24 protein-coding genes are annotated in these 25687 nt (G+C 61.0%); 16 read left to right on the top strand and 8 right to left on the bottom strand.

Features of this window, described 5'->3' with window-relative positions; translation table 11 throughout:
• Window position 1 precedes the first annotated feature (1 nt).
• The 3 genes from trxA to AC5SEM_RS22350 all read right to left on the bottom strand — a co-directional run bounded on the left by trxA (window position 2) and on the right by AC5SEM_RS22350 (window position 2172).
• On the bottom strand, window positions 2–874 hold the full coding sequence (gene trxA / locus AC5SEM_RS22360) for a thioredoxin (RefSeq protein WP_116029891.1): 873 nt from the start codon (window positions 872–874) through the stop codon (window positions 2–4).
• A 183-nt stretch (window positions 875–1057) separates the two neighbouring features.
• Complete coding sequence (locus tag AC5SEM_RS22355) at window positions 1058–1711, bottom strand: class I SAM-dependent methyltransferase (protein WP_077574709.1); 654 nt, start codon at window positions 1709–1711, stop codon at window positions 1058–1060.
• Window positions 1708–2172, bottom strand: a complete 465-nt coding sequence (locus AC5SEM_RS22350) for a YbaY family lipoprotein (RefSeq protein ID WP_053124259.1) — start codon at window positions 2170–2172, stop codon at window positions 1708–1710. The genes AC5SEM_RS22355 and AC5SEM_RS22350 overlap by 4 nt, the downstream gene beginning before the upstream one ends.
• 128 nt (window positions 2173–2300) lie before the next feature.
• Here AC5SEM_RS22350 and nrdR point away from each other — a divergent pair, with 128 nt between their 5' ends.
• From nrdR to AC5SEM_RS22290, 12 genes are all read left to right on the top strand, one after another.
• Entirely contained in the window at window positions 2301–2765 is a 465-nt protein-coding gene (gene nrdR, locus AC5SEM_RS22345; RefSeq protein ID WP_007910946.1) for a transcriptional regulator NrdR, read from the top strand.
• Window positions 2762–3895, top strand: a complete 1134-nt coding sequence (gene ribD, locus AC5SEM_RS22340) for a bifunctional diaminohydroxyphosphoribosylaminopyrimidine deaminase/5-amino-6-(5-phosphoribosylamino)uracil reductase RibD (RefSeq protein ID WP_495471296.1) — start codon at window positions 2762–2764, stop codon at window positions 3893–3895. The genes nrdR and ribD overlap by 4 nt, the downstream gene beginning before the upstream one ends.
• Window positions 3896–3942: 47 nt before the next feature.
• Entirely contained in the window at window positions 3943–4605 is a 663-nt protein-coding gene (locus AC5SEM_RS22335) for a riboflavin synthase (protein ID WP_495471295.1), read from the top strand.
• Between the two features lie 16 nt (window positions 4606–4621).
• A complete protein-coding gene (gene ribBA / locus AC5SEM_RS22330; RefSeq protein ID WP_034153727.1) occupies window positions 4622–5713 on the top strand; it encodes a bifunctional 3,4-dihydroxy-2-butanone-4-phosphate synthase/GTP cyclohydrolase II in 1092 nt (363 codons plus the stop codon).
• 91 nt (window positions 5714–5804) lie between these two features.
• On the top strand, window positions 5805–6281 hold the full coding sequence (gene ribH / locus AC5SEM_RS22325; protein WP_003228649.1) for a 6,7-dimethyl-8-ribityllumazine synthase: 477 nt from the start codon (window positions 5805–5807) through the stop codon (window positions 6279–6281).
• Window positions 6278–6778 carry a transcription antitermination factor NusB gene (gene nusB, locus AC5SEM_RS22320; protein ID WP_123593139.1) on the top strand — a complete coding sequence of 167 codons (501 nt, stop codon included), beginning with the start codon at window positions 6278–6280 and terminating at the stop codon, window positions 6776–6778. The genes ribH and nusB overlap by 4 nt, the downstream gene beginning before the upstream one ends.
• A gap of 18 nt (window positions 6779–6796) precedes the next feature.
• Entirely contained in the window at window positions 6797–7762 is a 966-nt protein-coding gene (gene thiL / locus AC5SEM_RS22315) for a thiamine-phosphate kinase (RefSeq protein WP_495471294.1), read from the top strand.
• Window positions 7759–8262: a phosphatidylglycerophosphatase A family protein gene (locus tag AC5SEM_RS22310; RefSeq protein ID WP_007910933.1), complete on the top strand. Its 504-nt coding sequence runs from the start codon at window positions 7759–7761 to the stop codon at window positions 8260–8262. The genes thiL and AC5SEM_RS22310 overlap by 4 nt, the downstream gene beginning before the upstream one ends.
• 35 nt (window positions 8263–8297) lie before the next feature.
• Window positions 8298–9035: a substrate-binding periplasmic protein gene (locus tag AC5SEM_RS22305; protein ID WP_077574705.1), complete on the top strand. Its 738-nt coding sequence runs from the start codon at window positions 8298–8300 to the stop codon at window positions 9033–9035.
• A 245-nt stretch (window positions 9036–9280) separates the two neighbouring features.
• Window positions 9281–9898, top strand: a complete 618-nt coding sequence (ribA, locus tag AC5SEM_RS22300) for a GTP cyclohydrolase II (protein ID WP_016984117.1) — start codon at window positions 9281–9283, stop codon at window positions 9896–9898.
• Window positions 9895–10314 (top strand): MFS transporter, encoded by a 420-nt coding sequence (locus AC5SEM_RS22295; protein WP_116029885.1) that lies wholly within the window; start codon window positions 9895–9897, stop codon window positions 10312–10314. The genes ribA and AC5SEM_RS22295 overlap by 4 nt, the downstream gene beginning before the upstream one ends.
• Window positions 10314–11114 carry a cobalamin-binding protein gene (locus AC5SEM_RS22290; protein WP_495471293.1) on the top strand — a complete coding sequence of 267 codons (801 nt, stop codon included), beginning with the start codon at window positions 10314–10316 and terminating at the stop codon, window positions 11112–11114. Before AC5SEM_RS22295 ends, AC5SEM_RS22290 begins: the two co-directional genes overlap by 1 nt.
• A 137-nt stretch (window positions 11115–11251) precedes the next feature.
• Here the strand turns inward: AC5SEM_RS22290 and AC5SEM_RS22285 are convergent, their stop codons facing one another.
• The 5 genes from AC5SEM_RS22285 to AC5SEM_RS22265 form a co-directional block, all read right to left on the bottom strand.
• On the bottom strand, window positions 11252–13135 hold the full coding sequence (locus AC5SEM_RS22285; protein WP_495471292.1) for a TonB-dependent receptor domain-containing protein: 1884 nt from the start codon (window positions 13133–13135) through the stop codon (window positions 11252–11254).
• Between the two features lie 139 nt (window positions 13136–13274).
• A complete protein-coding gene (gene dxs / locus AC5SEM_RS22280; RefSeq protein WP_371042583.1) occupies window positions 13275–15173 on the bottom strand; it encodes a 1-deoxy-D-xylulose-5-phosphate synthase in 1899 nt (632 codons plus the stop codon).
• A gap of 91 nt (window positions 15174–15264) precedes the next feature.
• Window positions 15265–16152: a (2E,6E)-farnesyl diphosphate synthase gene (ispA, locus tag AC5SEM_RS22275; protein WP_116029881.1), complete on the bottom strand. Its 888-nt coding sequence runs from the start codon at window positions 16150–16152 to the stop codon at window positions 15265–15267.
• Entirely contained in the window at window positions 16149–16391 is a 243-nt protein-coding gene (locus AC5SEM_RS22270) for an exodeoxyribonuclease VII small subunit (protein WP_003228627.1), read from the bottom strand. The genes ispA and AC5SEM_RS22270 overlap by 4 nt, the downstream gene beginning before the upstream one ends.
• A gap of 113 nt (window positions 16392–16504) precedes the next feature.
• On the bottom strand, window positions 16505–17650 hold the full coding sequence (locus AC5SEM_RS22265) for a Fic family protein (protein WP_495471291.1): 1146 nt from the start codon (window positions 17648–17650) through the stop codon (window positions 16505–16507).
• A 277-nt stretch (window positions 17651–17927) separates the two neighbouring features.
• Between AC5SEM_RS22265 and AC5SEM_RS22260 the strand changes: the two genes are divergently transcribed.
• Genes AC5SEM_RS22260 through AC5SEM_RS22245 form a run of 4 tightly spaced genes read left to right on the top strand, consistent with a single transcriptional unit; the run spans window position 17928 to window position 25686 of the window.
• Window positions 17928–18719, top strand: a complete 792-nt coding sequence (locus AC5SEM_RS22260; RefSeq protein WP_095048805.1) for a YfaP family protein — start codon at window positions 17928–17930, stop codon at window positions 18717–18719.
• Window positions 18720–18767: 48 nt separating this feature from the next.
• Window positions 18768–20480 (top strand): DUF2138 domain-containing protein, encoded by a 1713-nt coding sequence (locus AC5SEM_RS22255; RefSeq protein WP_123593149.1) that lies wholly within the window; start codon window positions 18768–18770, stop codon window positions 20478–20480.
• A complete protein-coding gene (locus AC5SEM_RS22250; RefSeq protein ID WP_077574696.1) occupies window positions 20477–21115 on the top strand; it encodes a DUF1175 domain-containing protein in 639 nt (212 codons plus the stop codon). Before AC5SEM_RS22255 ends, AC5SEM_RS22250 begins: the two co-directional genes overlap by 4 nt.
• A complete protein-coding gene (locus AC5SEM_RS22245; protein ID WP_495471290.1) occupies window positions 21112–25686 on the top strand; it encodes an alpha-2-macroglobulin family protein in 4575 nt (1524 codons plus the stop codon). The genes AC5SEM_RS22250 and AC5SEM_RS22245 overlap by 4 nt, the downstream gene beginning before the upstream one ends.
• Window position 25687: the final 1 nt, after the last annotated feature.

Here is a 25687-nt window from a genome sequence, read left to right as displayed (position 1 = left end):
CTTAATAAAGCGCAGCAAACATCTTGCGGCGGTACATCGTCACCAACGGATGATCATTGCCCAGCAGCTCGAACACTTGCAGTAAGGTCTTGTGCGGCAGACCTTCGCCATAGTTGCGGTTGCGGATGAACAGCTTGAGCAATGCCTCCAGCGCCGCTTCGTATTGCTGACGCGCCAGTTGCTGAATCGCCAGTTGATACACCGCCTCATCGTCCTGCGGATCTTTCGCCAGGCGCGCTTTCAGGTCAGCGGCATCCGGCAAGTCACGCGCCAGGCCGAGGAACTTGATCTGCGCCTTGGCCCCGGCCAGTGCGGCTTTGTGTTCGTCGCTCTTGACTGCATCCAGCACGGTTTGCGCTTCGTCCAGCTCGCCGCGTTCAGTCAGGCAACGCGCGTAGAGAATCAGCGCTTTGGCGTTGCTGTTGTCTTCAGTGAGCATCACCACCAGCGCCGCTTCGGCGTCAGCGTAACGACCGTCATCGAACAATGCCTGAGCCTGTTCGAACGGATCAGCGGCAGCCGGCGGTGGCATTTGCACGTGCGGCTCAAGCAGGGCGCGGACGGCGGACTCTGGTTGTGCACCGGCAAAACCGTCGACCGGTTGACCGTCCTTGAACAGCACCACAGTCGGCAGGCTGCGGATGCCGAAGCGGGCGACGATGTCCTGCTCGATGTCGCAGTTGACCTTGGCCAGCAGCAGTTCGCCCTGATAACTCTCGGCAATGCCTTGCAGCATCGGCATCAACGCCTTGCACGGCGCACACCATTCGGCCCAGAAATCCACCAGCACCGGTTTGTTGAAAGAGGCCTCGATTACCGACTGGTCGAAATCGGCCGTCGTGGCGTCGAAGATGTACGGCGTTTGCTCACTCATGGGGGATCTCGTAGAAGCGTGGATGGGGCAACTATACGGCTTGGCGGGGTGTGGCCGGAAGCGGTCAGCTTTTGAGAGGGGTGTTGCATGGGTGGACGCCTTCGCGAGCAGGCTCGCTCCCACATTGGATCTGTGTCGTTCACAAAACCCCTGTGGGAGCCAGCCTGCTGGCGAAGCTTTTAGCTAGCGCCGCGCATGGTACAGGCTGACATGTCTGAACTCTTCCGGCTCAGCCAGATCCGGCAACGTCATCGCCTCAAGCATTTCAATGCGCTCATACAACGGATGCCGAAAATCCCGAACCCGCGAATCCGCCACCAGCGCTTCTCTTCCACGGCTCAAAAAAGCATCGAGCAACGGCAGATTCGCCCGGTCATACAACACATCCGCCACCAGGATCAGATCAAACCGATCGGCTTCGGCAAAGAAATCCGTTGAATAACTCATTTGCACATCATTGAGCTCGGCGTTCGCCCGGCATGCAGCAATCGCCAGCGGATCGAGATCGCACGCCACCACTTCCAGCGCTCCGGCCTTCACTGCCGCGATCCCGGCAATCCCGGAACCGGCGCCGAAATCCAGCACGCGCTTGCCGCGTACCCACTCGGGAAACTCCGCCAGATGGCGCGCCACCGCCAGACCGCTGGCCCAGCAGAAACCCCAGTACGGTGGCTCGTGCAGAATTCGCTGAATTTCTTCCTGGCTGAATTCGCGATCCATGTTGTCGCCATCGATCAGCCATAGCTGTAAATCAGTGTCCGGCAACGCACAGACTTTAAGTCTGGCGTCGCCGAGCAATTCACCTAACGCCTGTTGCAGGTCGAGCGGTGCATTCATGGTGCTTTGACAAATTGCAGTTGGCCCAGCGCCTGAGTGGTCGGCTGGCTGATGGTTTGCGACGGCAGGTGCAGGATCAACTGGCCGGACTGGCTGGCGCGGCCACGCAACTCAACCCGCGCACCGGCGGGGAAGGCGTCCGGGTTGAAACGCAGGCGGAACGGCAGAATCTGGTTGTTGCCGATCAGACTTGAACTGGCGAGCAATTGTTGCGGGCGATCCTTCTCGTCGATCACCAACAGCGCCAGTTCGACCTCGGCGCCGGCCGGCACGCCTTGCAGGGTGCCGCTCAGTTCGCGTTGATAGGCTGGCAGCGGGCCAAGCTCGGCGGCTTCCTTGGCTTTTTTCTGCGCTTGCTGCGGCGCCGGGCCTGGCGTCGGCGGCTGGGGCTTGGGTGCATCGCTGCCACAGGCCACCAGCAGGCTGAAAAGACTGAGCAAAACGAGCGGACGTAACGGCATTGGATGCTCCGGCAAAATGAAATCCATGGATCAAACGATCATGCCGTTCTGTATACCGCAAAGCCTATGGCTTGTCTTGCCACCGGGATGCGCTACCATGGCCCTCCCTTTTTTTGTTGCCAGCCACCATGCACTGTCCCTTCTGCGGTGCCAACGACACCAAGGTCATCGACTCGCGTCTGGTCGCCGAGGGCGAACAGGTGCGCCGCCGGCGTGAATGCCTGGCCTGCGGCGAGCGTTTCACGACGTTCGAGACGGCCGAACTGGTGTTGCCGCGCCTGATCAAAACCGACGGCAGCCGCCAACCGTTCGACGAAGAAAAACTCCGCGCCGGCATGCAACGCGCCCTGGAGAAGCGTCCGGTGAGCGTCGAGCGCCTCGAATCCTCTCTGGTTCACATCAAGCACAAGCTGCGCGCCACCGGCGAGCGCGAGGTCAAATCCCTCGTGGTCGGCGAACTGGTCATGGCCGAATTGCAAAAGCTTGATGAAGTCGCCTACATCCGTTTCGCCTCGGTGTACAAGCGCTTCCAGGACCTCAACGAGTTCCGCGAAGAAATCGACCGCCTCGCCCGCGAACCGGTGAAAGAATGACCACCGTCGCCGAGCAGGCTATCCTCGACGCCCACTTCATGGCGCGTGCGCTGGAGCTGGCGCGCAAAGGTCACTACACCACCCATCCCAATCCTCGGGTGGGCTGTGTGGTGGTGCGCGACGGGCAGATTGTCGGCGAAGGCTGGCACGAACGCGCCGGCGAACCGCACGCTGAAGTCCACGCCCTGCGCGCCGCCGGTGAGCTGGCACGGGGTGCCACTGCTTATGTGACCCTCGAACCTTGCAGTCACCATGGTCGTACGCCTCCGTGCGCCGATGCGCTGGTGAATGCCGGGGTGAGTCGGGTAGTGGCCGCTATGCGCGACCCGAATCCGCAAGTCGCCGGGCGTGGTTTGCAGCGCCTGGCCGATGCCGGCATCGCCACCGAAAGCGGTGTGCTCGAAGCTGAAGCGCGCAAGCTCAATCAAGGCTTTCTGAAACGCATGGAACACGGCTTGCCGTTCGTGCGGGTCAAGTTGGCCATGAGCCTCGACGGTCGTACGGCGATGGAAAGCGGCGAGAGCCAATGGATCACCGGCCCGGCCGCACGTTCGGCCGTCCAGCGTTTGCGCGCTCAGGCCGCCGTGGTGCTGACCGGTGCCGATACCGTTCTGGCCGACGGTGCGCGCTTGACTGTTCGCGCTGACGAACTCGGCCTGGACAGCGAGCAAACCGCGCTGGCCATGAGCCGTCCACCACTGCGCGTGCTGATCGACGGCCGCCTGCGGGTGCCGCTGGATGCGCCGTTCTTCAAGGCCGGCCCGGCGCTGGTCGCCACCTGCGTCGCGATCGAAGAGCAATACGCTCACGGCCCTGAATGCCTGATCGTGCCGGGTGATGACGGTCAGGTCGATCTGCATCAATTGCTGATTGAACTGGCTAACCGTGGCGTCAACGAGGTGCTGGTCGAAGCCGGCCCGCGTCTGGCCGGTGCTTTTGCTCAGCTCGGTCTGGTCGACGAGTTCGTGATCTTCATCGCCGGCAAGTTCCTCGGCTCCACGGCGCGTCCACTGCTGGACTGGCCGCTGGCTTATATGAAGGATGCGCCGGAGCTGAAAATCACTGAAATTCGCGCGGTGGGCGATGACTGGCGAGTCACTGCCATACCTGTTCTTTCGCCGAGCGTATAATTCCCGGCCATCGTTATTACGCTGGCTTAGTTCTCAAGGAGAACCCCATGTTTACCGGCATCATCGAATCCATCGGCAGTATCCGCGCACTGACCCCAAAGGGCGGTGATGTGCGGGTCCACGTCGCCACCGGCAAGCTCGACCTGAGCGACGTCAAACTCGGCGACAGCATCGCAGTCAACGGCGTTTGCCTGACGGCGGTAGAGCTGCCGGGCGACGGCTTTGCCGCCGACGTCAGCCGTGAAACCCTCGACTGCACTGCCATGAATGACCTGAAAAGCGGCAGCCCGGTCAATCTGGAAAAAGCCCTGACCCCGACCACCCGTCTCGGCGGGCACCTGGTCAGCGGTCACGTCGACGGCGTCGGCGAAATCGTCTCGCGCAGTGACAATGCTCGCGCCGTGGAATTTCGCATCCGCGCGCCGAAAGACCTGGCCAAGTACATCGCCCACAAAGGCTCGATCACTGTCGACGGCACCAGCCTGACCGTGAACGAAGTCGATGGCGCCGAGTTCATGCTGACGATCATTCCGCACACTCTGAGTGAAACCATCATGGCGTCGTACAAGCCAGGTCGCCGGGTGAATCTGGAAGTTGACTTGCTGGCGCGCTATCTGGAGCGCCTGCTCCTCGGTGACAAGGCTGCAGAGCCAAGTGCTGGCGGTATTACTGAAAGCTTTCTGGCCGCCAACGGCTACCTCAAATCCTGACTGAAGGGGGTGCCTTGTGGCGCTCAATAGCATCGAAGAACTGGTTGAAGACATCCGCCAAGGCAAGATGGTCATCCTCATGGATGACGAAGACCGCGAGAACGAAGGCGACTTGATCATGGCCGCCGAATGCTGCCAGGCCGAGCACATCAACTTCATGGCCAAGCACGCCCGTGGTCTGATCTGCATGCCGATGAGCCGCGAGCGCTGCGAACTGTTGAAGCTGCCGCTGATGGCGCCGCGCAACGGTTCCGGTTTCGGCACCAAGTTCACCGTCTCGATCGAAGCCGCCGAAGGCGTAACCACTGGCATTTCCGCCGCCGACCGTGCGCGCACCGTGCAAGCGGCTGCCGCCAAAGACGCCAAGGCTGAAGACATCGTCAGCCCGGGCCATATTTTCCCGCTGATGGCCCAGGCCGGCGGCACCCTCGCTCGCGCCGGCCACACTGAAGCGGCTTGCGACCTCGCGCGCATGGCCGGTTTCGAACCGAGCGGTGTGATCTGCGAAGTGATGAACGACGACGGCACCATGTCCCGGCGCGCTGAGCTGGAAGCTTTCGCGGCTGAACACAACATCAAGATCGGCACCATCGCCGACCTGATTCACTACCGGATGATCCACGAACGTACCGTTCAGCGGATTGCCGAGCAGCCACTGGACAGCGAACTGGGCCAATTCAACCTGGTGACCTATCGTGATTCCGTGGAAGGCGACGTGCACATGGCCCTCACGTTGGGCACTGTTTGCGCCGAAGAACCAACGCTGGTTCGCGTGCACAACATGGACCCGCTGCGCGACCTGTTGATGGTCAAACAGCCAGGCCGCTGGAGCCTGCGCGCCGCCATGGCGGCGGTTGCCGAGGCGGGCAGCGGTGTGGTGCTGTTGCTCGGTCACCCGCTCGATGGCGACGTGTTGCTGGCGCATATCCGTGAAACCGGTGATCAGGCCGCGCCGAAAAAACCGACGACTTACAGCATTGTCGGTGCCGGTTCGCAGATCCTGCGTGACCTCGGTGTGCGCAAAATGCGCCTGATGTCTGCGCCAATGAAATTTAATGCGATATCCGGTTTCGATCTGGAAGTTGTAGAATACGTGCCCTCCGAATAATGACCGGTTGTTTCCGGACCCGAATTCGCGGCAAATAAATCACTGAGGGACGCGTAGCAGACGCGTCCCGGCTCTTTAAGAGAACTGACGAATGACCCTGAAGACCATCGAAGGTACCTTCATCGCCCCTAAAGGCCGCTACGCTTTGGTAGTGGGCCGTTTCAACAGCTTCGTGGTTGAAAGCCTGGTCAGCGGTGCAGTTGATGCCCTGGTTCGCCACGGCGTGAGCGAAAGCGACATCACCATCATCCGCGCACCTGGCGCCTTCGAAATCCCGCTGGTAGCGCAGAAAGTCGCCCAGAAAGGTGAGTTCGCAGCCATCATCGCCCTCGGCGCGGTCATTCGTGGCGGTACTCCGCACTTCGAATACGTGGCGGGCGAATGCACCAAGGGTCTGGCCCAGGTGTCCATGGAGTTCGGCGTACCGGTCGCTTTCGGCGTCCTGACCGTTGATTCCATCGAGCAAGCCATCGAACGTTCCGGCACCAAAGCCGGTAACAAAGGTGCCGAAGCTGCCCTGTCCGCTCTGGAAATGGTCAGCCTGCTGGCACAGTTGGAGGCCAAGTGATTAGCGACGAAAGCGATCGTTTCAACCCGCGCGAACCGCGTCCAGCGGACGCCGGCAAGCCTTCGAAAAGTGAAAAGCGCCGCGCTGCCCGTCAGCTGGCGACGCAAGCGTTGTACCAGCGCCACATGGCCAGTACTTCGCTGAACGAAATCGAAGCGCAGTTCCGCGTCGATAACGATTTCACCTTCGCCGATGCCAGCTACTTCCACGACATCCTGCACGGTGTTCCGGCCAGTCTGACCGAGATCGACACTGCGTTGGCGCCGTGCCTGGACCTGACCATCGAAGAGCTGGACCCGGTTGAACTGTGCGTACTGCGCCTGTCGACCTGGGAACTGCTCAAGCGTGTCGACGTGCCGTATCGCGTTGTGATCAACGAAGGGATCGAACTGGCGAAAGTCTACGGTTCCACCGACGGCCACAAGTTCGTCAACGGCGTGCTCGACAAGCTGGCCCCGCGCCTGCGTGAAGCTGAAGTGAAGGCGTTCAAGCGCTGAAACGCGCTTGATACTTCAATGGGCGAGTTTGAGCTGATCCGCAATTTCTTCGCCGCCGCGCCTTGTGCGCAGGGCGGCGAAGGCGTTGCTCTGGGGATCGGCGATGACTGCGCCTTGCTCGCTGTTCCCCGCGGGGAACAGTTGGCGATCTCTACCGATACGCTGGTGGCCGGTGTGCATTTCGCCGACCCCTGCGATCCGTTTCTGCTCGGTCAGCGTTCGCTGGCCGTCGCGGTCAGCGATCTGGCCGCCATGGGCGCCACGCCCGTTGCCTTTACCCTTGCCCTGACTGTACCGACGGTGACCGCCGATTGGCTGCAAGCCTATGCCCGCGGTTTGAACCGTATGGCGCAGAGCTGTGGCGTCGCGCTGGTGGGTGGCGATACCACGCGCGGGCCGTTGAGCCTGACGGTAACCGTGTTTGGCCGCGTACCTGCGGGTCAGGCATTGACCCGTAGCGGTGCGCAACCGGGCGACTTGCTCTGTGTCGGTGGCGAACTGGGCAATGCGGCCGGCGCTTTGCCGCTGGTGCTGGGGCAGCGTGACGCCGAGGCGGATATCGCTCAACCGCTGCTCGATCATTACTGGTCGCCACAACCGCAACTTGCGCTTGGCCAGGCCCTGCGTGGCAAAGCCACAGCGGCGCTGGATATCTCCGACGGCCTGCTCGCCGACTGCGGCCATATCGCGCTGGCGTCGAAGGTGCGACTTGAGATTGAACGCGAGCGCGTGCCACTGTCGGATGCATTAGTAGCGTTTCTCGGTCAGCGCGGCGCCGAGCGTGCGGCGCTGAGCGGTGGCGATGATTACGTGCTGGCGTTCACTCTACCGTCCGTCGAGTTGCCGCCGCTGCTGGCCAATGGCTGGCCGATCCATGTGATCGGTCGCGTAGCCGAAGGGCAGGGCGTGGTCTTGCTGGACCGCGAAGGGCACGACATCACCCCGCAAATCCGGGGCTATCAACATTTTCAGGAGACACCGTGACAGATCACCCGAAACAGGTTCCGGCCGAATTCGTTCCGCCGTCGGTCTGGCGCAATCCCTGGCATTTCCTCGCGTTCGGTTTTGGTTCCGGCACCCTGCCGAAAGCCCCGGGCACGTGGGGTTCGTTAGTTGCGCTACCCTTCATCCCGCTGTGGCAGATGCTGCCCGACTGGGGTTACTGGCTGATGCTCGGGATCACCATGCTGTTCGGCTTCTGGCTGTGCGGCAAAGTCGCCGACGATCTGCGGGTACACGACCACGAAGGCATCGTCTGGGACGAAATGGTCGGCATGTGGATCACCCTCTGGCTGGTACCGGAAGGCTGGTACTGGTTGCTCGCGGGTTTTCTGGTGTTCCGTTTCTTCGACATTCTCAAGCCATGGCCGATCCGCTGGATCGACCGGCATGTGCATGGCGGCGTCGGCATCATGCTCGACGACGTGCTGGCCGGCGTGTTTGCCTGGCTGGCGATGCAGGGGCTGGTATGGATTTTCGCCTGATACGCGCCGTACAGGGTTAAGTGAGGACACTAGGGATGGTTCGACGCTGGCTGGCGCTGCTGATGTTGACCTTGTTGAGCACTGTCGTCAGTGCTCAGGAAGCTGCGCATGCGCCGGCGGTGATTCATCTGGCCAGCGAAGACTGGGAAGACTACACCGCCGCTGACGGCCACGGACTCGCTTGGGATGTGCTGCGCAAGGTCTTTGAACCGGTCGGTGTGAAGGTCGAGATCCGCAGCGTGCCGTACACCCGCTCCATCGGGCTCGTGCAGTTGAAGGAAGTCGATGCGCTGGTCGGCTCCTACCGCGATGAAGCCGAGCAGGTGCTATATCCGCACTGGAACTTCGATTCCGACCACATCTACGCGTTGGGTCTGGCGAGCAATCCTTCGCCCACCCAGGCGACGCTGGGCAAATATCGGCTGGCCTGGGTGCGCGGTTATCGTTACGAGAACTACCTGCCGAACATCAAGCGTTACAACCAGATCGAACGCCGTACCGGGATTCTGTCGATGCTCAAGCAGGGGCGGGCGGATTACTACATCGATGCGCTGACCGAGATTGAAGCCGTGGTGAAAACCGCAGCCGATCCAGCGCAGTATCGCTATTCACACCTGGCCGAGCTGCCGCTGTTTCTCGGGTTTGCCGACACTCCACAGGCGCGGGCGCTGATGGCGCTGTATGACCAGCGTATGGAGCAGTTGGTGAAGAGCGGCGAGTTGAAGCCGATCTTCGAGAAGTGGAAGCAGCCGTATCCCTTCAACCCGAACTGAAGGTCTGCACAAATCCCCTGTAGGAGTGAGCCTGCTCGCGATAGCGGTCTAACTCAGACATTGATTTAGCTGACACACCGCTATCGCGAGCAGGCTCACTCCTACAAGGGAGCCGCGGCGTCCATGAGGCAGTTATCAAACTTTTTGATCGTTATGCCCGATAATTCAGCCTAAGCGTGTGCAGGAACCTGCTGTTACAATGCCGGCCTGCGAATTTTCAGACTCTTTAGATCAGGAGCACACCGGTGCCTGTCGTCTTTGTCGCCGCTTCCAAGCTGCCAACGCCTTTTGCGCAATTCACCATGCACGGTTTTCTCGATGAAGCCACCGGCCGCGAGCACGTCGTGCTGAGCCTGGGTGAAATTGCCGACGGTGCCCCGGTACTCGGCCGTTTGCACTCCGAATGCCTGACCGGCGATGCCTTGTTCAGCCAGCGTTGCGACTGTGGCTCGCAACTGGAAGGCGCGCTGAAAGCCATCGCCCGCGAAGGCCGAGGCGTGTTGCTCTACCTGCGTCAGGAAGGTCGCGGCATCGGTCTGCTGAACAAGATCCGCGCCTATGAGCTGCAGGACGGCGGCGCCGACACCGTAGAAGCCAACGAACGTCTGGGCTTTGCCGCCGACCAGCGCGACTACGCCATGTGCCTGCCGATGCTGGAGCACTTGGGTGTGAAATCCCTGCGTCTGATGACCAACAACCCGCGCAAGGTCAAAGCCTTGACCGACATGGGCATCACCGTCGCCGAGCGCGTGCCGCTGCACACCGGCCACAACCCGCACAACAAACTCTACCTGGCGACCAAGGCCAGCAAGCTCGACCACATGATGGGCAACGAGCATCAGGGCGAGGTTGATCGCGCGTGACACGGGGGCAGGTGCGGCGCCGGTTGTCGGTTGATTGGTGGAAATACCTGGCGCTGGCGCTGGTGCCGTTGTTTGTCCTCAACGCTCTGTTCGGTCAGGGCGAGGGGATTCTGCCGGTACTGGCGATGCCGTTTTTCATTGCCGGCGTCGCGTCGATGTTTGTCAGTCTGAAGTTTTTCGGTCGCTACAAACATGCGCTGATCGCTACGCAAAAAGCCCTCGATACCCCTGCTGAACCGGCCGCGTGGATTGCCCTCGCAGCCCGTCGTCGTGCGGCTTTTCTCGCGGCAGCCTTGCCGGCGTGGATTGGCGCACTGGCGGTGTTTGTCGGTCTTGAAGCCGTACCGTTGATGCTGCTGGCGTTGTCCACGGCGGTACTGTTTTATCTCTACCGTATCCCGCGTCAACTCGGCTGATGCGCCGTCTCTGGCTGGCGGTTCTGCTGCTGGCCGTCAGTGGTCCTGCGCTGGCGCAACTGCGGGTGGTCAGCCTCGCGCCGTCCCTTTCTGAAATCGTCGTTGAACTGGATTCGGCTGATCTGTTGGTCGGTGTGCTGGATGCCGGTGAGCGACCGGCGGCGATTGCCAACGTTCCGTCAGTCGGTCGCTATGGCCAACTCGATATGGAACAGCTGCTGAGCCTCCAGCCTGATTTGTTGTTGCTGTGGCCCGGGAGTGTCGGCCCGGCGCAACGTGATCAATTGAAACGTCTGGGTATCCCGACCTTTGTCGCCGAACCGCATTCGCTCGAACAACTCACCACCCAGATAGAAGCCATTGCTGCGCAGTTGGGGCGGCCGGAGCGTGGGGTGAAGCGGGCGGCGGAGTTTCGCAAACAACTCGTTGAGCTGCGCCAGCGCTATCGCCGCGATGTGCCGTTGCGGGTCTTCTATCAGGTTTGGGACAAGCCGCTGTACACCGTCGGTGGCGGGCAGATCATCAGCGATGCGCTGGAAGTGTGCGGGGCGCGCAATGTGTTCGCTGACCTGAGTCTACCGGCGCCGCAGGTGAGTATTGAGGCGGTTTTGCAGCGTGATCCTGAAGTGATTCTGGCGGGGGATCAGGCGCAACTTGATGCTTGGAAGGCGTGGCCGCAGGTGGCAGCGGTGAAACAGGGGAAATTACTGTTGGTCACCGACAAAGGCCTCGAACGCCCAAGCGGCCAGATGATCAGCGCCACCGCCAAGCTCTGCCAATTGATCGCGCCGGACCACTGAAACCGTGGTGACTTCTTCGCGAGCAGGCTCGCTCCCACATTGGTTCTCTGGCGGGCACAAAATGGTGGTTGTGCTCAATCTACTGTGGGAGCGAGCCTGCTCGCGAAGAGGGCAGCCAAAGCACTGCAAAGCTCAGATCAAAGCTCTGGCGTCCAGGTGACGCCAAACATCCACACTCGACCTTCTTCGCGATAGCCATACTGGCTGCCGTCATAGCTGTAGTTCGCCCGGCTGTAGCCCTTGTCGAAAACGTTATCGACCTTCAGATCCAGCTTGATCTCGCGATTCAGTGCCCAACTGCTGCGCAAGCCGAACAGCGCATAGCCGCCCAGCGCCTGCGTATTGTCCTTATCGTCATAACTGCTGCTGACCGCCTGCCAACTGGCGCCGAGGCTGACTTGATCAAACTGTCGATCCAGATCCCAGCTCAACGTCCGCCGCGCACGCCGGGCCAAGGTGTGCCCGGTATCCCGATCACGCGGATCGATGATCGCTACGCCAAGATTGCTCTGCCAGCCGAACAACTCCTGCTTCAGCGCTGCTTCGAAACCGTTGATGCGTGCTGAAGCCACGTTCTCTGGACGTGAGTTGCTGCCGAAGATGATCGCGTCTTTGAGGTCGGTACGGTAAATCGACGCTTCCAGGCGACTGCTATCGGTCAACTGACTGCGCCATTGCAGCTCGTAGCTTTTCGAGGTTTCCGGTTTCAGATCCGGGTTGCTGAAGTCCGGGTAGTACAGGTCGTTGAAGGTCGGCGCGCGGAAGCCTTCGCTGTAGCTCAGCAACAGATCGTTGTCCGGGTTCAGCGGCAGGGTGAACGTGCCGCTCCAGGTGTTCTGGCTACCGAATTGCTGGTTATCGTCATGGCGCAGCCCCAGCTCCGTGGAGAAACTGTCGGCCTGATATCGATGCTGAATGAACGCGGCGCGGTTCCAGCGGCTGTCTTCGTCGAATGCGGTGCTGCTGTTGACCCGGTCTTCGTACCAGTCGCCGCCGAGGATCAGGCTGTTGCGGGCATCCAGGGTCAGGTCGTTTTGCCAGTTCAGCGAATCGCGGTAGGTGTTGAACACCGTGCGTTCGTCGCTGAGCTTGTCGAGGGTTTTCTCGCGGTTTTCGGTATGGCCGAACTCGACGCGGGTTTTCCAGAGGTCGTTGACCCGGGCATCGACGTAACTGCTGACGCTGCTGACGTTGAAATCGCTGTAGGGCTGCTGCTGGTAGGACTGATCCGTCGCGAAGTCATATCTACCGAACGGGTTGTCGAACTCGCCCTTACCACGGTTATCGAGCAGATTGGTGCCGATTTCGATGTCATCGCTCAGTGCAAGGCTGAGGCTCAGGCTGACGGATTTATTGCGGTAGGCGTCGTGATCGCCATCGCTTGGATACGACTCATGGGTGCGATCAATCCCGGCAGTCTCATCCAGGCTGGCGCCGAGGTTGAAGCGGGTTTTCTCATCGCCCCCGGACAAGCCGAGGCTGCGCTGCCAAGTCTGGTTGCTGCCGAAACCGACGTGCATCCGGGGCTGCAAACCCTGCTCAGTGCCGCGTCGGGTGAAGATCTGAATCACCCCGCCAATCGCATCGCTGCCGTAAATCACCGAACGCGAACCGCGCAGTACTTCCACCCGCTCGATCTGTTCGATATTCAGATGCTGCAGGTTGCTGTCGCCGGACGTTGAACTGCCGATGCGCTGGCCATCGACCAAAACCAGACTCTGCGCCGACTGCGTGCCGCGAATGTAGATCCCCGGCAGGCTGCCGCGCCCGCCGGCCTGCGCCACTTGCACGCCGGGGACGCGCCGCAGCAGGTCCGGCACGTCGCTCGGTTGCAGACGGTCGATGTCTTCGCGAGTGAATACCGTGTTGGCGGCGCTGCTGTCGTTGCGGGCTTCGACCTGGCGGTTGGCTGAGATCAGCATGTCCGGCAGTTTCAGTGCCTGATCACGCTCGAAGGTATCGGCAAAAGCGTTGGTGGATGGCAGCAGAAGAAAGGGCAGGGCGAGGCGCGAGAGGTTCATGGACAGTCCACTGGTGTTTCAGGTGTACACAAATCAAATGTGGGAGCGAGCCTGCTCGCGAATGCGCTGTATCAGTCAGCCCTGATTTGACTGACAGTCCGCATTCGCGAGCAGGCTCGCTCCCACAAGGGTATTGCGTTTATTTGTCGAGTAAGGCCAGACGCTGACGAATCGACGCTTCGATCCCGGCCTCATCCAGCCCGCACTCGGCCAGCATCTGTGCAGGCTTGGCGTGCTCGACGTAGATATCCGGCAAGCCCAGATGCAGCATCGACTTGAGAATGTTCTCGCGCGCGAGGAACTCGCTGACTGCACCACCGGCGCCGCCCATGATCGCGTTCTCTTCGATGGTCACCAGCAACTCGTGGCTGCCGGCAATCTCGCGTACCAGATCTTCATCCAGTGGTTTGACGAAGCGCATGTCGACCACGGTGGCATCCAGTTTCTCGGCGACTTTCAGCGCCTCGGCCAGTTGCACGCCGAACACCAGCAAAGCCACTTTGCTGCCCTGACGACGGACGATGCCTTTACCGATTTCAATCGGCTCAAGATCTTTCTCAATGGCCGCATTCGGGCCGCTACCGCGCGGGTAACGCACCGCCGCCGGGCCGTTGTACAGGTGGCCGGTGGTGAGCATCTTGCGCAGCTCGTTTTCATCGCTCGGGGTCATGATGACCATGCCCGGGATGCAGCGCAGGTACGACAGATCGAAGCTACCGGCGTGGGTTGGGCCGTCTTCGCCGACCAGACCGGCGCGGTCGATAGCGAACAGTACGTCGAGGTTCTGCACCGCGACGTCATGCACCAGTTGGTCGTAACCGCGCTGGAGGAATGTCGAGTAGATCGCCACCACCGGTTTCGCGCCTTCGCAGGCCATGCCGGCAGCGAATGTCACCGCGTGCTGCTCGGCAATCGCCACGTCGAAGTAGCGCAGCGGGAAGCGTTCGCTGAACGCCACCAGATCCGAGCCTTCCTTCATCGCCGGGGTAATCCCGACCAGACGTGGATCAGCCGCCGCCATGTCGCACAGCCATTCGCCGAACACCGCCGAGTATTTCGGCCCGCTGGCCTGCTTCGGTGCGGCGGCTGGAGCGTCCAGTGGTTCGAGCTTGGTAATGGCGTGGTAACCAATCGGGTCAACTTCCGCCGGGGCGAAGCCTTTGCCTTTCTTGGTGACGATGTGCAGGAACTGCGGGCCTTTCAGATCGCGCATGTTGCGCAGCGTGGCGATCAGCGTGGGCAGGTCGTGGCCGTCGATCGGGCCGATGTAATTCCAGCCCAGCTCCTCAAACAGGGTGCCGGGGACCAGCATGCCCTTGGCGTATTCTTCGGTTCGACGGGCGATTTCCCAAGCGCCGGGCAGACGCGACAGCACTTTTTTGCTGCCCTCTCGCATGCTCGCGTAGGTGCGGCTGGAAAGGATTTTCGCCAGATAATTCGACAGACCGCCGACATTGCGCGAGATCGACATGTCGTTGTCGTTGAGGATCACCAGCATGTTGGCGTTGACTTCCGGCGCATGGTTCAGCGCTTCGAAAGCCATGCCGGCGGTCAACGCACCGTCGCCGATCACGGCAATCGCCTTGCGATCACTGTTCTGCAGGCGGGCGGCAATCGCCATACCCAGTGCAGCGCTGATCGAGGTGCTGGAGTGGCCGACGCCAAAGGTGTCGTACTCGCTCTCGGCGCGGCGCGGGAAGGCAGCGATGCCGTCCTTCTGACGCAGGGTGCCCATGCGCTCGCGGCGACCGGTGAGGATCTTGTGCGGATACGCCTGATGACCGACGTCCCACAGCAGACGGTCGTCTGGCGTGTCAAAGACGTAATGCAACGCGATGGTCAGCTCGATCACGCCCAGGCCGGCACCGAAATGCCCACCGGTCTGACCGACCGTGTAGAGCAATTCCAGGCGCAACTCATCGGCCAGGGTTTCCAGCTCGGCTTCGCCTAACCGGCGCAGGCCGTCCGGCGTATTCGCGCGGTCGAGCAGGGGCGTGGTCGGGCGCTTGCGGGGAATCTCATGAAACGTCGTGGGCATCAGGCGAATCGTTATAGGTATAGAAGATGCGGCAGTTTACCTGATGCATCGCCCCCTGCCCACGCGTTGGTCTTTTTTGGCGGATACGCCGTCAGTTGCGCCGCTCGACGATATACCGGGCCAGCTCGCGCAACGGCTCGGCTGCCGCGTCAAACGGTCGCAGGGCGTGCAGGGCCTGATCGCGCAGTTCCAGCGCGTAAGCCTTGGCAGCGTCGAGACCGAGCAGCGCCGGGTAGGTCGGCTTGTCGCGGGCGATATCGGCACCCTGGCGTTTACCGAGTGTTTCGGTATCGCTTTCGACGTCGAGGATGTCGTCCTGCACTTGGAAAGCGAGGCCGATAGCCTGTGCATAAGTCTGCAGGGCGCGCAGTTCATCCGGCTCGGCACGGCCGCTGGCCAGGGCGCCGAGTTTGACGCTGACTTCGATCAGCGCGCCGGTCTTGTGCCGGTGCATCTGTTCGAGGGCTTTCTGATCGAGTTTGAGGCCGACCGAGCCGAGGTCGATGGCTTGACCGCCGACCATGCCTGCCGGGCCTGCGGCGTTAGCCAGCGCAGTGACCATTTGCAGGCGAATGTCGCTGCTGCAGTCGCTCAGGCGCGGTTCGAGCAGGGCGCTGAAGGCCAGGCTCTGCAAACCGTCACCGGCGAGAATCGCGCAGGCTTCATCGAATTTCTTGTGAGTGGTCGGCTGGCCGCGACGCAGATCGTCGTCGTCCATCGCCGGCAAATCATCGTGAACCAGCGAATAAGCGTGGATCAGCTCGACCGCGCAAGCCGCGCCGTTGGCTTGCTCAGCTTTGCCACCGAGCGCCTCGCACGCGGCGTAGGCCAGCAGCGGACGCACGCGTTTGCCGCCGTTCATCACGCTGTAGCGCATGGCTTCGTAAAGCCGCGCCAACTCTGGCAACGGCGCATTGAACAGGGTTTCCAGCGCTGCGTTAACCCGGGTCTGACTGCTCGCCGTGTACGCGGCAATCATTCTGGCTGTTCCGCGTCGAAGGGTTCCTCGGCGAGTTCGCCATCGCGCTCCAGCAGCACTTGCACCTTCTGCTCGGCCTGCGCCAGCGCTGCCTGGCAATCACGGGTCAGACCGATGCCCTGCTCGAAAGCGGTCAGCGAGTCTTCCAGCGACAATTCACCGTTCTCCAGACGTTCGACCAGTGTTTGCAGGTCGGCGAGGGACTGTTCGAAATCCAGTGCAGCTTTTTTGCGGGCCATGGCGGCGATTTCCGGTTGACGTTAAACCGGCGCGACACTAGCAGATAGGGGGTTTATGGGCAAATGGGCGGGCCGGCTCTCAAGGGCAAAACATGACTCTGTGACGGTTGGGTTTAACGGGCTGCTCTGTCCGGATAATTGATCTGGTAGCGCGTGCTCCGACCGCCCCCCGGCAAGCGTTGCAGGCAACCTTTCTCAAGCAACTGCGCAAGATGTCGGGTCGCCGTGGCCTTCGACACTTTCGCCACCGCTTGATATTGACCGGCGCTGATACCGTGCTCAAAGCCCCGCTCGCCGCCGTCGAGCAGGCGATTGAGTACCTTGACCTGCTCCGCCGAAAGTTCGGACTCGCGGTGTGCCTGCCAGAAACGCGTTTTGCCCAGCACGCTTTCAATCCGGGTGATGGCTTGTTGCAGACTGCGTAGCAAGGTTTGCAGGAACCATGTGAGCCACTCAGTGATATCCAGCGTGGCTTTCTGGCTCGATTCCAGAATCCGATAGTAGCCGGCACGATCATCCAGAATGCTCGCCGACATGGCGTAGAAACGGATGGCTTGCGCTTCGCCCTGTGCCAGCGCCAGATCCGTGATGGTGCGGGTCAGGCGACCGTTGCCATCATCGAACGGATGCAAGGTAACAAACCAGAAGTGGGCGATGCCCGCGCGAAGCATCGGGTCCAGTGCTGTCTGATGCTCGCTGGCCTCGAACCATTGGAGAAATTGATCGAGCTGCTGTTCAAGACCTTGGCGTGGTGGTGCTTCGAAATGAACGGTCGGGCGATCAATGCGACCCGAAACCACCTGCATTGGCTCGTCACCGCGTAGCGCGCCCACATGCATTGAGCGCGCAGTAAGGTCAGCCTCTTGATCAGGAAACAGCCACTGGTGCCATTCCAGCAGGCGTTCCAGCGTCAACGGTTCGGTAAATCGACGGGTGGCATCCAGCATTAGCTGCGCCAGACCTTCACTGCGTTGACTGACTTTATCGCCGTCGATCAACTCCAGGCCCAATCGTCGCGCCAGCGACGACCGTACGGACCCAACATTCAGTTGCTCACCTTCGATGGCCGAAGACGTCACGATATTCTGCAAAAGGGCATCCAGTTCGGTCTGAGCCCCCAAAGAGTCGCCTACTGAACCGGACATACCCATCAACTGACCTTGCGCCTGCACACACTCGCGCAACAACGGTGTCAAGCGTTCTGCCTGCCAGTTGAAGTCGGGCCAGTCGGGCTGCTGCCAGATCCAGTGAGTTGCCATTCGTTGCCTGCCTTGAGTCCGTGAGCCGAATAGAAAAGCTATTCGGCTCATTTTGTGAGCCGAATATGACGCCTATTCGGCTCACCGTCCACTGGATTGGCTGGATTTCTACAGCAATAGCACATGTATCCGATTGTTAAAAAACTGCCAAATGGCTAATCTTCGCGCCTTCTACGACCCCATAGTCACGGGTCTTTCAGACGAAACGCAGTTTCACCGCTGTGAAGTACCGAGGATCGGGTGCAAGGTTTCGTTCAGGCATGGCAGGAGGCATCACATGCGTTCATTTCTTTGGCTGCTGATCGGCCTGGCCTGCGCGCCCGCACTGCTGGCGGCGCCGACGGCCGAGCTGTCGGAGCCGGTGGGCGGCTGGCGCTATCACGGCTTGCTCGACCGCACGGAAAACCCGCAAGTCGCCTACCCGACGCCGCCGATCGATCGCGGCATCCAGCGCAATCGCACGATGATCCAGGGCCAGCTCAAGGCCATCGGCCATATGCGCCCGCCGCACAGTCTCGCCGTGAATGGCAATCCACTGAATCTGTACACCGACGACCAGGGCCGTTTCGCCCGGCCGTACGCGTTCGGCGCGGGCTCCAACAGCGTCGAAGTGATCAGCGCCGAAGGCCAGTCGCTCAAGCGCGTGCAATTTTATGAAGCAAACAATTTGCGCACGCCGGCGCGAATTCGTCTTGTCTTGGGATGGGACGATCCGAAAGCCGAGCTGGATCTGCACATTGTCACGCCCGACGGTCAGCATGCGTTCTGGGCACAACCGGCGCTGAGCAATGGCGGTGGTCTGGACCCTGATGGCGTCGATGGCCCGGGCCCGGAAATGTTCACCATGACCGCGCCGCTGCATGGCACCTATCTGGTTTACGTCAACTATTGGGGCAACTTCGGCAACGGCGGCTATAACTTCGAGGAGACCAGCAACCAGAACGAGGTCATCACCTCGCAAATCACGCTGGTGCTCAACGAAAACACCGTCGACGAAAAACGCGAAACGTTCATCGTGCCCCTGCGGGCGATCGGTGATCTGCTGCTGGTCAAGACTTTCAACTATTAAGCATTCCGCCACGGATGAAATCCTGAGCTTTGGGAAATGAGCGAGAAGATGAGCGATAACACTGTTACTCCGGCTGCCGACACGCCAGCGGCCAAACCTTCGCGGCGCTGGCCTTTGCTTCTGGCCGGGTTGTGCCTGGTGGCCGGCGTGGCGGGTGGTTTTGGCTGGCTGCTGCTCAAGCCCAAGGCACCGCCGGCGGAATTGGCCAGTGACAAGCTTGGCCTCAGCCGCCCGGATGCGTTGCTGGAAACCCGCTCGCTGAGCCAGTTGCCCAAAGACTTGCTGACCGTGCCGTTCCTCAAGGCCACGCTCACCGAAGATTTCGTCTTCTATTACGAGACCCATGCTGATCGCCTCGGTTTGATCGGCAGTCTGCGCCGGATCATTTACGAGCATGACCTGAAACTGCAGGACAGCTTGATCGAACAGCTTTTCGATCAACCGGCCGACGTCGCGTTGTGGCGTGGCGCGGATGGGCGGTTGAAGGATTTCCTGCTGGTGATGGATCGCGGCGGGCTGGCGAAGCTGCTCGAGCCCTTGGCGAAAGTCGCGCTGGATGACACGCAGCTCAGTCAGATGGGCGAACTCAAGGTCGGCGGCGACACTGTGCCGCTGTATCAACTGACCTATAACGCCAGCAAAGCGCTGTTGTTCGCCTCCCATGGTGACAAGTTGGTGGTGCTGTCCAACCCGGCCAAGTATTACGACCCGGAAAGTGGCGTCTCCGAAGAGTCGGGGCACGTTTCGCCACAAGCGCTGGCGGCGCTGCTCAATGGCGAAAAACTCTTCCCTGAAGCGTTCGGCCTGCCAGCGAAAACCCCGGAGACCAAGCAGCGTCTGTCGGTCAATTCCAGTGTTCTCGCCATGGGTTATCAGCGCTTCATCCCGAACTTCGCCGGGCTGCGCTTCGACATGGACGACAAGGGCTGGCACAGCTACCTGGCCATGGACGAGCTGGAAAACCAGCCCGACTTCGATTTCAAACCGGTCTGGCAAGCCATGCCGCTGGGTGCCAGTGCCTGCGTGACTTTGCCGGTGGCTGCCGAACCGCAGAAACCGCTGTTGGTTAAACTCGGCGCTGAAGAAGCGGTAGCGCAGACCCTCACCGAACATGTGGCTGGCGCGGCAGGCCTGTGCTGGTACGCCGATTCGCGTTTGTACACACCGTTGCTGGTGGCCAGTCTGAAAGACGAGGACAGCAGCAAGCTTGATGGCGACCTCGGCAAGCTGTTCGGTTCGATGGTTGGTGCGTTCGAGGCTAATGTCGACGAAAACGTCTTCCCGGTGGTCGAGAAGCAGGAAGGCCAGAGCCACGTCTGGCAGCGCCAGGTCAGCTCCAACTTCGGCCCGTATGCGGCGAAGACTGCCGAGAACCCGGACGCAATCAGCGGCAAGGCGTTCATGAAAGTCAGCCTCGCTCGCCACGGTTCGACGCTGCTGTTTTCCCTCGACGACAAACTCGTCGACAAAGCCCTCGGCACCCTCGACAAACGCTTCCCGCCAATGGCTGACGTGCTGCCCAAAGATGTGCTGATGCCGATCTATTTCGGCCCGGATTCGATGGCGCAACTGATGCAGCAGGAAACCCTCGACAGCCTGCCACAGGACATGGAGCCGGTGTTCTATAACGCTGCACAAACCTACCTGATTCCGAAACTGCGCACCCTCGGCGGCTATGGCAAATATGCCCTGACTTTGCCTGAAGGCAGCGAGCCGGATGGCCACTGGCAGTGGTTGCCGCTGGAGTGGAAAGCGCTGTGACGGCACTGATCCGCAGCCTCGGCCTGCTCGCGCTGCTATTGAGTGCGGGGGCCCGAGCCGTTGAAACGCCAGCTCTGGACCCGGCGCAATCCCAGGTGTTTCGCGCCTGGTTCGTGCGCATTGCCCAAGAGCAACTGAGCCAGGGCCCGAGCCCGCGCTGGTATCAGCAGGACTGTGCCGGGCTGGTGCGTTTCGCCGCCAACGAAGCGCTGAAAGTACACGACGACAAATGGCTGCGCAGCAATGGTTTGTCCAATCGCTACCTGCCGCCAGAGCTGTCGCTCAGCGATGAGCAACGCAAGCTCGCCCAGCAATGGCAGCAGGGCGGCGGCAAGGTCGGGCCGTACGTCAACGCGATCAAACTGATTCAGTTCAACAGCCATCTGGTCAGCCGCGACGTCTCGCAGGCACGGCCCGGTGATTTGATGTTTTTCGATCAGGGCGACGACCAGCACCTGATGATCTGGATGGGCCGCTACATCGCCTATCACACCGGCACCACCACCCCCACTGACAACGGCATGCGTTCGGCAAGCCTGCAGCAACTCATGACATGGAAGGACACCCGATGGATACCCGACGCAGCCAACCCCAACTTCATCGGCGTCTATCGACTGAACTTTCTCTCCCAATGACCGGTGCCCGCATGTTGCGTATCTGCTCGCGAATTCCTTTGCTGCTGGCGCTGTTGCTGCCAATGGCTACCGTCAGCGCCGAAGATTCGGTTGAGCCGAGCGGCTATACGCCGGTGTCCGGTGAGAGCTTTTTCCTGCTGGCCGACAGCAGTTTTGCTGCTGATGAACAGGCAATGGTGCGCCTCGAAGCACCGGGTCGTGACTATCGTCGTTTCCGCATGGAACCGTACGGCGGCGCCGACATCCGCGTATACCGCATCGACAAGCCGCTGGATTTCCTCAAGCGTCAGAAGAACCTGCACCGCGTGGTCAGTGACGGCCAGTTCAAGGGCGAAGGCCTGTCCAACACCCTCGCGTATCTGTGGGACAACTGGTACCGCAAATCCCGTCGGGTGATGCAGCGTGCGTTCTCCTATGAATCGCGCAAACAGGTCACCGAGGAAGTGCCGGAACTGAAGATGGGCAACGCCATCGCCGCACCCACACCGTACGACGCGCAACCGCAATTTGCGCTGATCCCGGGTCTGCCGGTGGTCAGCCAGTTCCGTTATCCGCTGTGGCAGGCCAAGCCGATTCAGCCACCGGCCGGGGTCAATCTGGCCGGGTCTTCCAGCGACTTCGTCAGCGTCGCGCCGGGCAACGTTTATATCCCGCTGGGCAATCTGAAACCCGGTCTGTATCTGGTCGAAGCGCTGATCGGTAAGTACCGCGCGACCACCATGGTGTTCGTTTCCAACACGGTGGCGGTGAGCAAGATTGCCGGCGACGAATTGCTGGTCTGGGCCGCGCGTAAACACGAAGGCAGTTCGGTACCGAAGGTCAATGTGCTGTGGACGGATGGCCTCGGCGTGATGAGCAGCGGTGCGACCGATGCCGATGGCTTGCTGCGCCTGAAACACGTCAGTCCGGAGCGTTCCTTCGTCATCGGTGAGGACGAAGAGGGCGGTGTATTCGTCTCGGAAAACTTCTATTACGACAGCGAAATCTACGACACCAAACTCTATGCCTTCACCGACCGGCCGCTGTATCGCCCGGGTGATTGGGTATCGCTGAAGATCGTCGGTCGCGAGTTCAAGAATGCGCGTGATTCGGTGTTGCCGGGGGCGGCTGATGTCAACGTCAGCGTGCTGGATGCAACGGGCACGGAGTTGCAGCGCCTTGATTTGAAACTCGATTCGAAGGCCGGCACTCAGGGCCGTTTCCAGTTGCCGGACAACGCGGTGGCGGGCGGCTACGAGATTCGGTTCAACTACAAGGATCAGGCCTACAGCAGCGCCTTCCGTGTAGCCGAGTACATCAAACCGCATTTTGAAATTTCGCTGAACCTGGCCAAGCAGGATTACCGCACCGGCGAGCCGGTCAAAGGCAGTCTGGTGCTGCTCTACCCGGACGGCAAACCGGTGGCCAACGCCAAACTGACCCTGAGTCTGCGTGCCCAGCAACTGTCGATGGTCGACAACGAGCTGCAATACCTCGGGCAATTCCCGGTGGAACTGACCAGCACCGAACTGACCACCGACAGCAAAGGCAATGCAACCCTCGACCTGCCTGCCGCCGACAAACCGAGCCGCTACATGCTCACCGTGTTCGCCAGCGATGGCGCGGCGTATCGGGTCAAGACAACCAAGGAAATCCTTATCGACCGTGGCGCGGCAAGCTTCCGTCTGAGTGCACCGCAACGCTTCAGCGCGGTCGGCGACAAGGTTGCGTTCAGCTACGCCAACGAGGGCGGCACTGAACAAAGCAAAGCGGTGACGCCTAGTACGTATGGCTGGGTGCGTCTGGAAGACCAGAGCACTGGCGAAGGCAAACTTGCGGCGACGGATAAAGGCTTCAGCCTCGCTTTCGAACGTCCAGGCACCTACAACCTGACGTTGAAAGATCAACACGGTCGCGTACTCGGTGCCACTGGCCATTCGGTCACTGGCGACGGCGTCAAAGCAGTGCCGGGCACCGTGGAAATCGTCCTCGACAAGCCTGAGTACAAGGCCGGTGATGAAGCGCTTGCGCTGATTACGTTCCCTGAACCGGTCAGCGATGCGTTGCTGTCGCTGGAGCGCGACAAGGTCGAAGCCACGGCGCTGCTGGCCAAGGGCGGCGACTGGCTGAAACTGGAAAAACTCAGCGACACCCAATACCGCGCGCGCATCCCGGTAAAAGACAACTTCGCACCGAACCTGACGTTCTCGGTGCTCTACACCAAGGGCGGTCAGTACAGCTTCCAGAACGCCGGGATCAAAGTGGTCGCGCCGCAAATCGACGTGGCGATCAGCACGGATAAAACGGTGTACCTGCCAGGCGATACCGTCACGGTGGACCTGACCACGCAGTTCGCCGGCAAAGCGGTTCCGGCGCATCTGACCGTCAGCGTCGTCGACGAAATGGTTTATGCGCTGCAACCGGAAGTCGCGCCGACCATCGACCAGTTCTTCTATCACCCGCGCCGCAACAACGTGCGCACCAGTGCCAGCCTGTCGTTCATCAGTTACGACGTCGCGTTGCCGGGCAGCCCGGGCGCACCAGGCAAAGCCAACCGCAGCGAGCGCGGGGTGAAAGTGCTGGAGCGGCCGCGTCGTGAAGACGTCGATACCGCTGCGTGGCAGCCGGAGTTGTTGACCGGTGCCGACGGCAAAACCCGCTTCACTTTCAAGATGCCGGACTCGCTGACCCGCTGGCGCATTACCGCCCGCGCCATCGCCGATGACGGTCAGGTCGGGCAAAAGAAACAGTTCGTGCGTTCGGAAAAACCGCTGTACCTGAAGTGGAGCGGCCCGAGCAAATTCCGCAAAGGTGATCAGCCGCAACTCGGAGTGTTCGCGTTCAGTCAGGCCGAGAAACCGGTCAAGGCTGAACTGGTCACCCATTACGCGGGCGCCGAACAACGCCTGCCGGTGACCCTGAGCAACGGCATCAACTACCTGCCGCTGCCGGCGTTCACATTGGCTTCCAGCGAGTGGACGGCGGAGCTGGTGCAGGACGGCAAGACCGCCGATTCCCTCGCTGTGCGCCTGAGTGCGACCGGTGATGGCTGGCAAGTGACGCAGACGCAAAGCCTTGATGTCGCCAGTGGTGACACTGCGCTGAGTCTGCCGACCGATGCCACCGATATTCGCCTGCGTCTGGATGACCGTCCGCAAGCGTTGTTCCGCTCGGCACTCGATGATCTGCTCAGCTATCCGTACGGCGGCGTCGAGCAGACCGCCAGTCGTTTGCTGCCGCTGAGCATCGCCTATCCGTCGCTGGCGTCGAATCCGCAGATCCGTGATCGCTTGCGCCTGATCATGCAGAACAGCCGCCTGCGTCTGGTACAAATGGCCGGGCCATCGGCGAGCTTCACCTGGTGGGGTTACGACGGTGAGCCGGATGCATTTCTCACCGCTTACGCTTATTACGCCGACTTCAACGCCAGCCAGGTGCTGGAGCTGACCTTGCCGCCGGAGCATTGGCAGCGGGTGCTGGAGGTGTACGCCAAGCAAGCGCCGAACACGCCGTTGCTGCAGCGAGCGTTGATTCTGTCGTTTGCCAAGCAGATGCATCTGCCGGTGAACACGCTGCTCAGCGGCTTGATGGACGATTTGGCCAAGGCCGGGGAAGGCAACGCCGAAACGCTGATGGACGACGGCGAAGACAGTCTGGTGATGAGCGATCCGGATTCGGCGCTCGGTCTGGCAGCGGCACGGGTGTTGACCGCCTCTTTGGCCACACAGTCGAAAGTCGCCTTGCCGGACGCGTTCAATCGTCAGGTGGGCGCTGCGCAACAGCGTCTGTCGGTCAGCTCGCAGCCATTTGCCGAAGCGTTGAACCTGTCACTGCAACCGTTCGATCAGGCGCGTGCGCAAGCGTTGCTGCAACGGCTATTGCCGCAGCAATCGACCCTCGAACGTGCGCTGGCACTGACCTGGTTGCAACGCAGCATCGCCCAGGCTTCGCCGACCATCGCCTTGACGCCGGGTGAAGGCTGGAAGAAAAACTACGGTGCAACTGGTGAGATGTACTGGACTTGGCAAGGCGCCACGCCGGTGCCGAGCGTGCTGACAGTGTCCGGCACGCAAGAGCGTCCATTGCGCGCGGCGCTGAGCTTCCAGACTCAGCAACCGCCAGTCGATCCAATGGCCGTGACTATCACCCGACGCCTGTCGCGACTGGTGCCGGGAGATGAAGCGTTCACCTTCAAACTGGAGCCGGTCGGCACCAAGCCGCTGTCCAGCGACAGTCTGTATCTGGACGAAGTGATCCTCACCAGCAAAGCCGCGAAACCGCTGCGCTACGGCATGCTCGAAGTGCCGCTGCCACCGGGCGCCGATGTCGAGCGCACCACTTGGGGCATCAAGTTGCAGGGCAAGGACGGCACCGAACCGACTGCGCTGGAGAAGGCGCGTTTCGAACCGGGTCAGTTGGCCTACGCGGTCCCGGTCGATGCGCTGAGCGGCGAATTGCGCCTGCGTCATCTGGTGCGCTTCTCGCAGAAGGGCCAGTTCAATCTGCCGCCAGTGCGTTTCAAGCAGGTTTACGCACCGCAACATCAGGCCCAGGAAGCGAAAGCCGCCCTCGGTCAGGTCACGGTTAACTGAC

The organism is Pseudomonas sp. CH61, from assembly GCF_059429415.1.
The sequence above is the reverse complement of the archived record's forward strand: the minus strand, read 5'-3'. Positions and strand labels throughout refer to the sequence as shown.

Coding starts and splice junctions, on each gene's coding strand:
- trxA (WP_116029891.1), bottom strand. CDS start 874: ATGAGTGAGCAAACGCCGTACATCTTCGACGCCACGACGGCCGATTTC.
- AC5SEM_RS22355 (WP_077574709.1), bottom strand. CDS start 1,711: ATGAATGCACCGCTCGACCTGCAACAGGCGTTAGGTGAATTGCTCGGC.
- AC5SEM_RS22350 (WP_053124259.1), bottom strand. CDS start 2,172: ATGCCGTTACGTCCGCTCGTTTTGCTCAGTCTTTTCAGCCTGCTGGTG.
- nrdR (WP_007910946.1), top strand. CDS start 2,301: ATGCACTGTCCCTTCTGCGGTGCCAACGACACCAAGGTCATCGACTCG.
- ribD (WP_495471296.1), top strand. CDS start 2,762: ATGACCACCGTCGCCGAGCAGGCTATCCTCGACGCCCACTTCATGGCG.
- AC5SEM_RS22335 (WP_495471295.1), top strand. CDS start 3,943: ATGTTTACCGGCATCATCGAATCCATCGGCAGTATCCGCGCACTGACC.
- ribH (WP_003228649.1), top strand. CDS start 5,805: ATGACCCTGAAGACCATCGAAGGTACCTTCATCGCCCCTAAAGGCCGC.
- thiL (WP_495471294.1), top strand. CDS start 6,797: ATGGGCGAGTTTGAGCTGATCCGCAATTTCTTCGCCGCCGCGCCTTGT.
- AC5SEM_RS22305 (WP_077574705.1), top strand. CDS start 8,298: ATGGTTCGACGCTGGCTGGCGCTGCTGATGTTGACCTTGTTGAGCACT.
- AC5SEM_RS22290 (WP_495471293.1), top strand. CDS start 10,314: ATGCGCCGTCTCTGGCTGGCGGTTCTGCTGCTGGCCGTCAGTGGTCCT.
- AC5SEM_RS22285 (WP_495471292.1), bottom strand. CDS start 13,135: ATGAACCTCTCGCGCCTCGCCCTGCCCTTTCTTCTGCTGCCATCCACC.
- dxs (WP_371042583.1), bottom strand. CDS start 15,173: ATGCCCACGACGTTTCATGAGATTCCCCGCAAGCGCCCGACCACGCCC.
- ispA (WP_116029881.1), bottom strand. CDS start 16,152: ATGATTGCCGCGTACACGGCGAGCAGTCAGACCCGGGTTAACGCAGCG.
- AC5SEM_RS22270 (WP_003228627.1), bottom strand. CDS start 16,391: ATGGCCCGCAAAAAAGCTGCACTGGATTTCGAACAGTCCCTCGCCGAC.
- AC5SEM_RS22265 (WP_495471291.1), bottom strand. CDS start 17,650: ATGGCAACTCACTGGATCTGGCAGCAGCCCGACTGGCCCGACTTCAAC.
- AC5SEM_RS22260 (WP_095048805.1), top strand. CDS start 17,928: ATGCGTTCATTTCTTTGGCTGCTGATCGGCCTGGCCTGCGCGCCCGCA.
- AC5SEM_RS22255 (WP_123593149.1), top strand. CDS start 18,768: ATGAGCGATAACACTGTTACTCCGGCTGCCGACACGCCAGCGGCCAAA.
- AC5SEM_RS22245 (WP_495471290.1), top strand. CDS start 21,112: ATGACCGGTGCCCGCATGTTGCGTATCTGCTCGCGAATTCCTTTGCTG.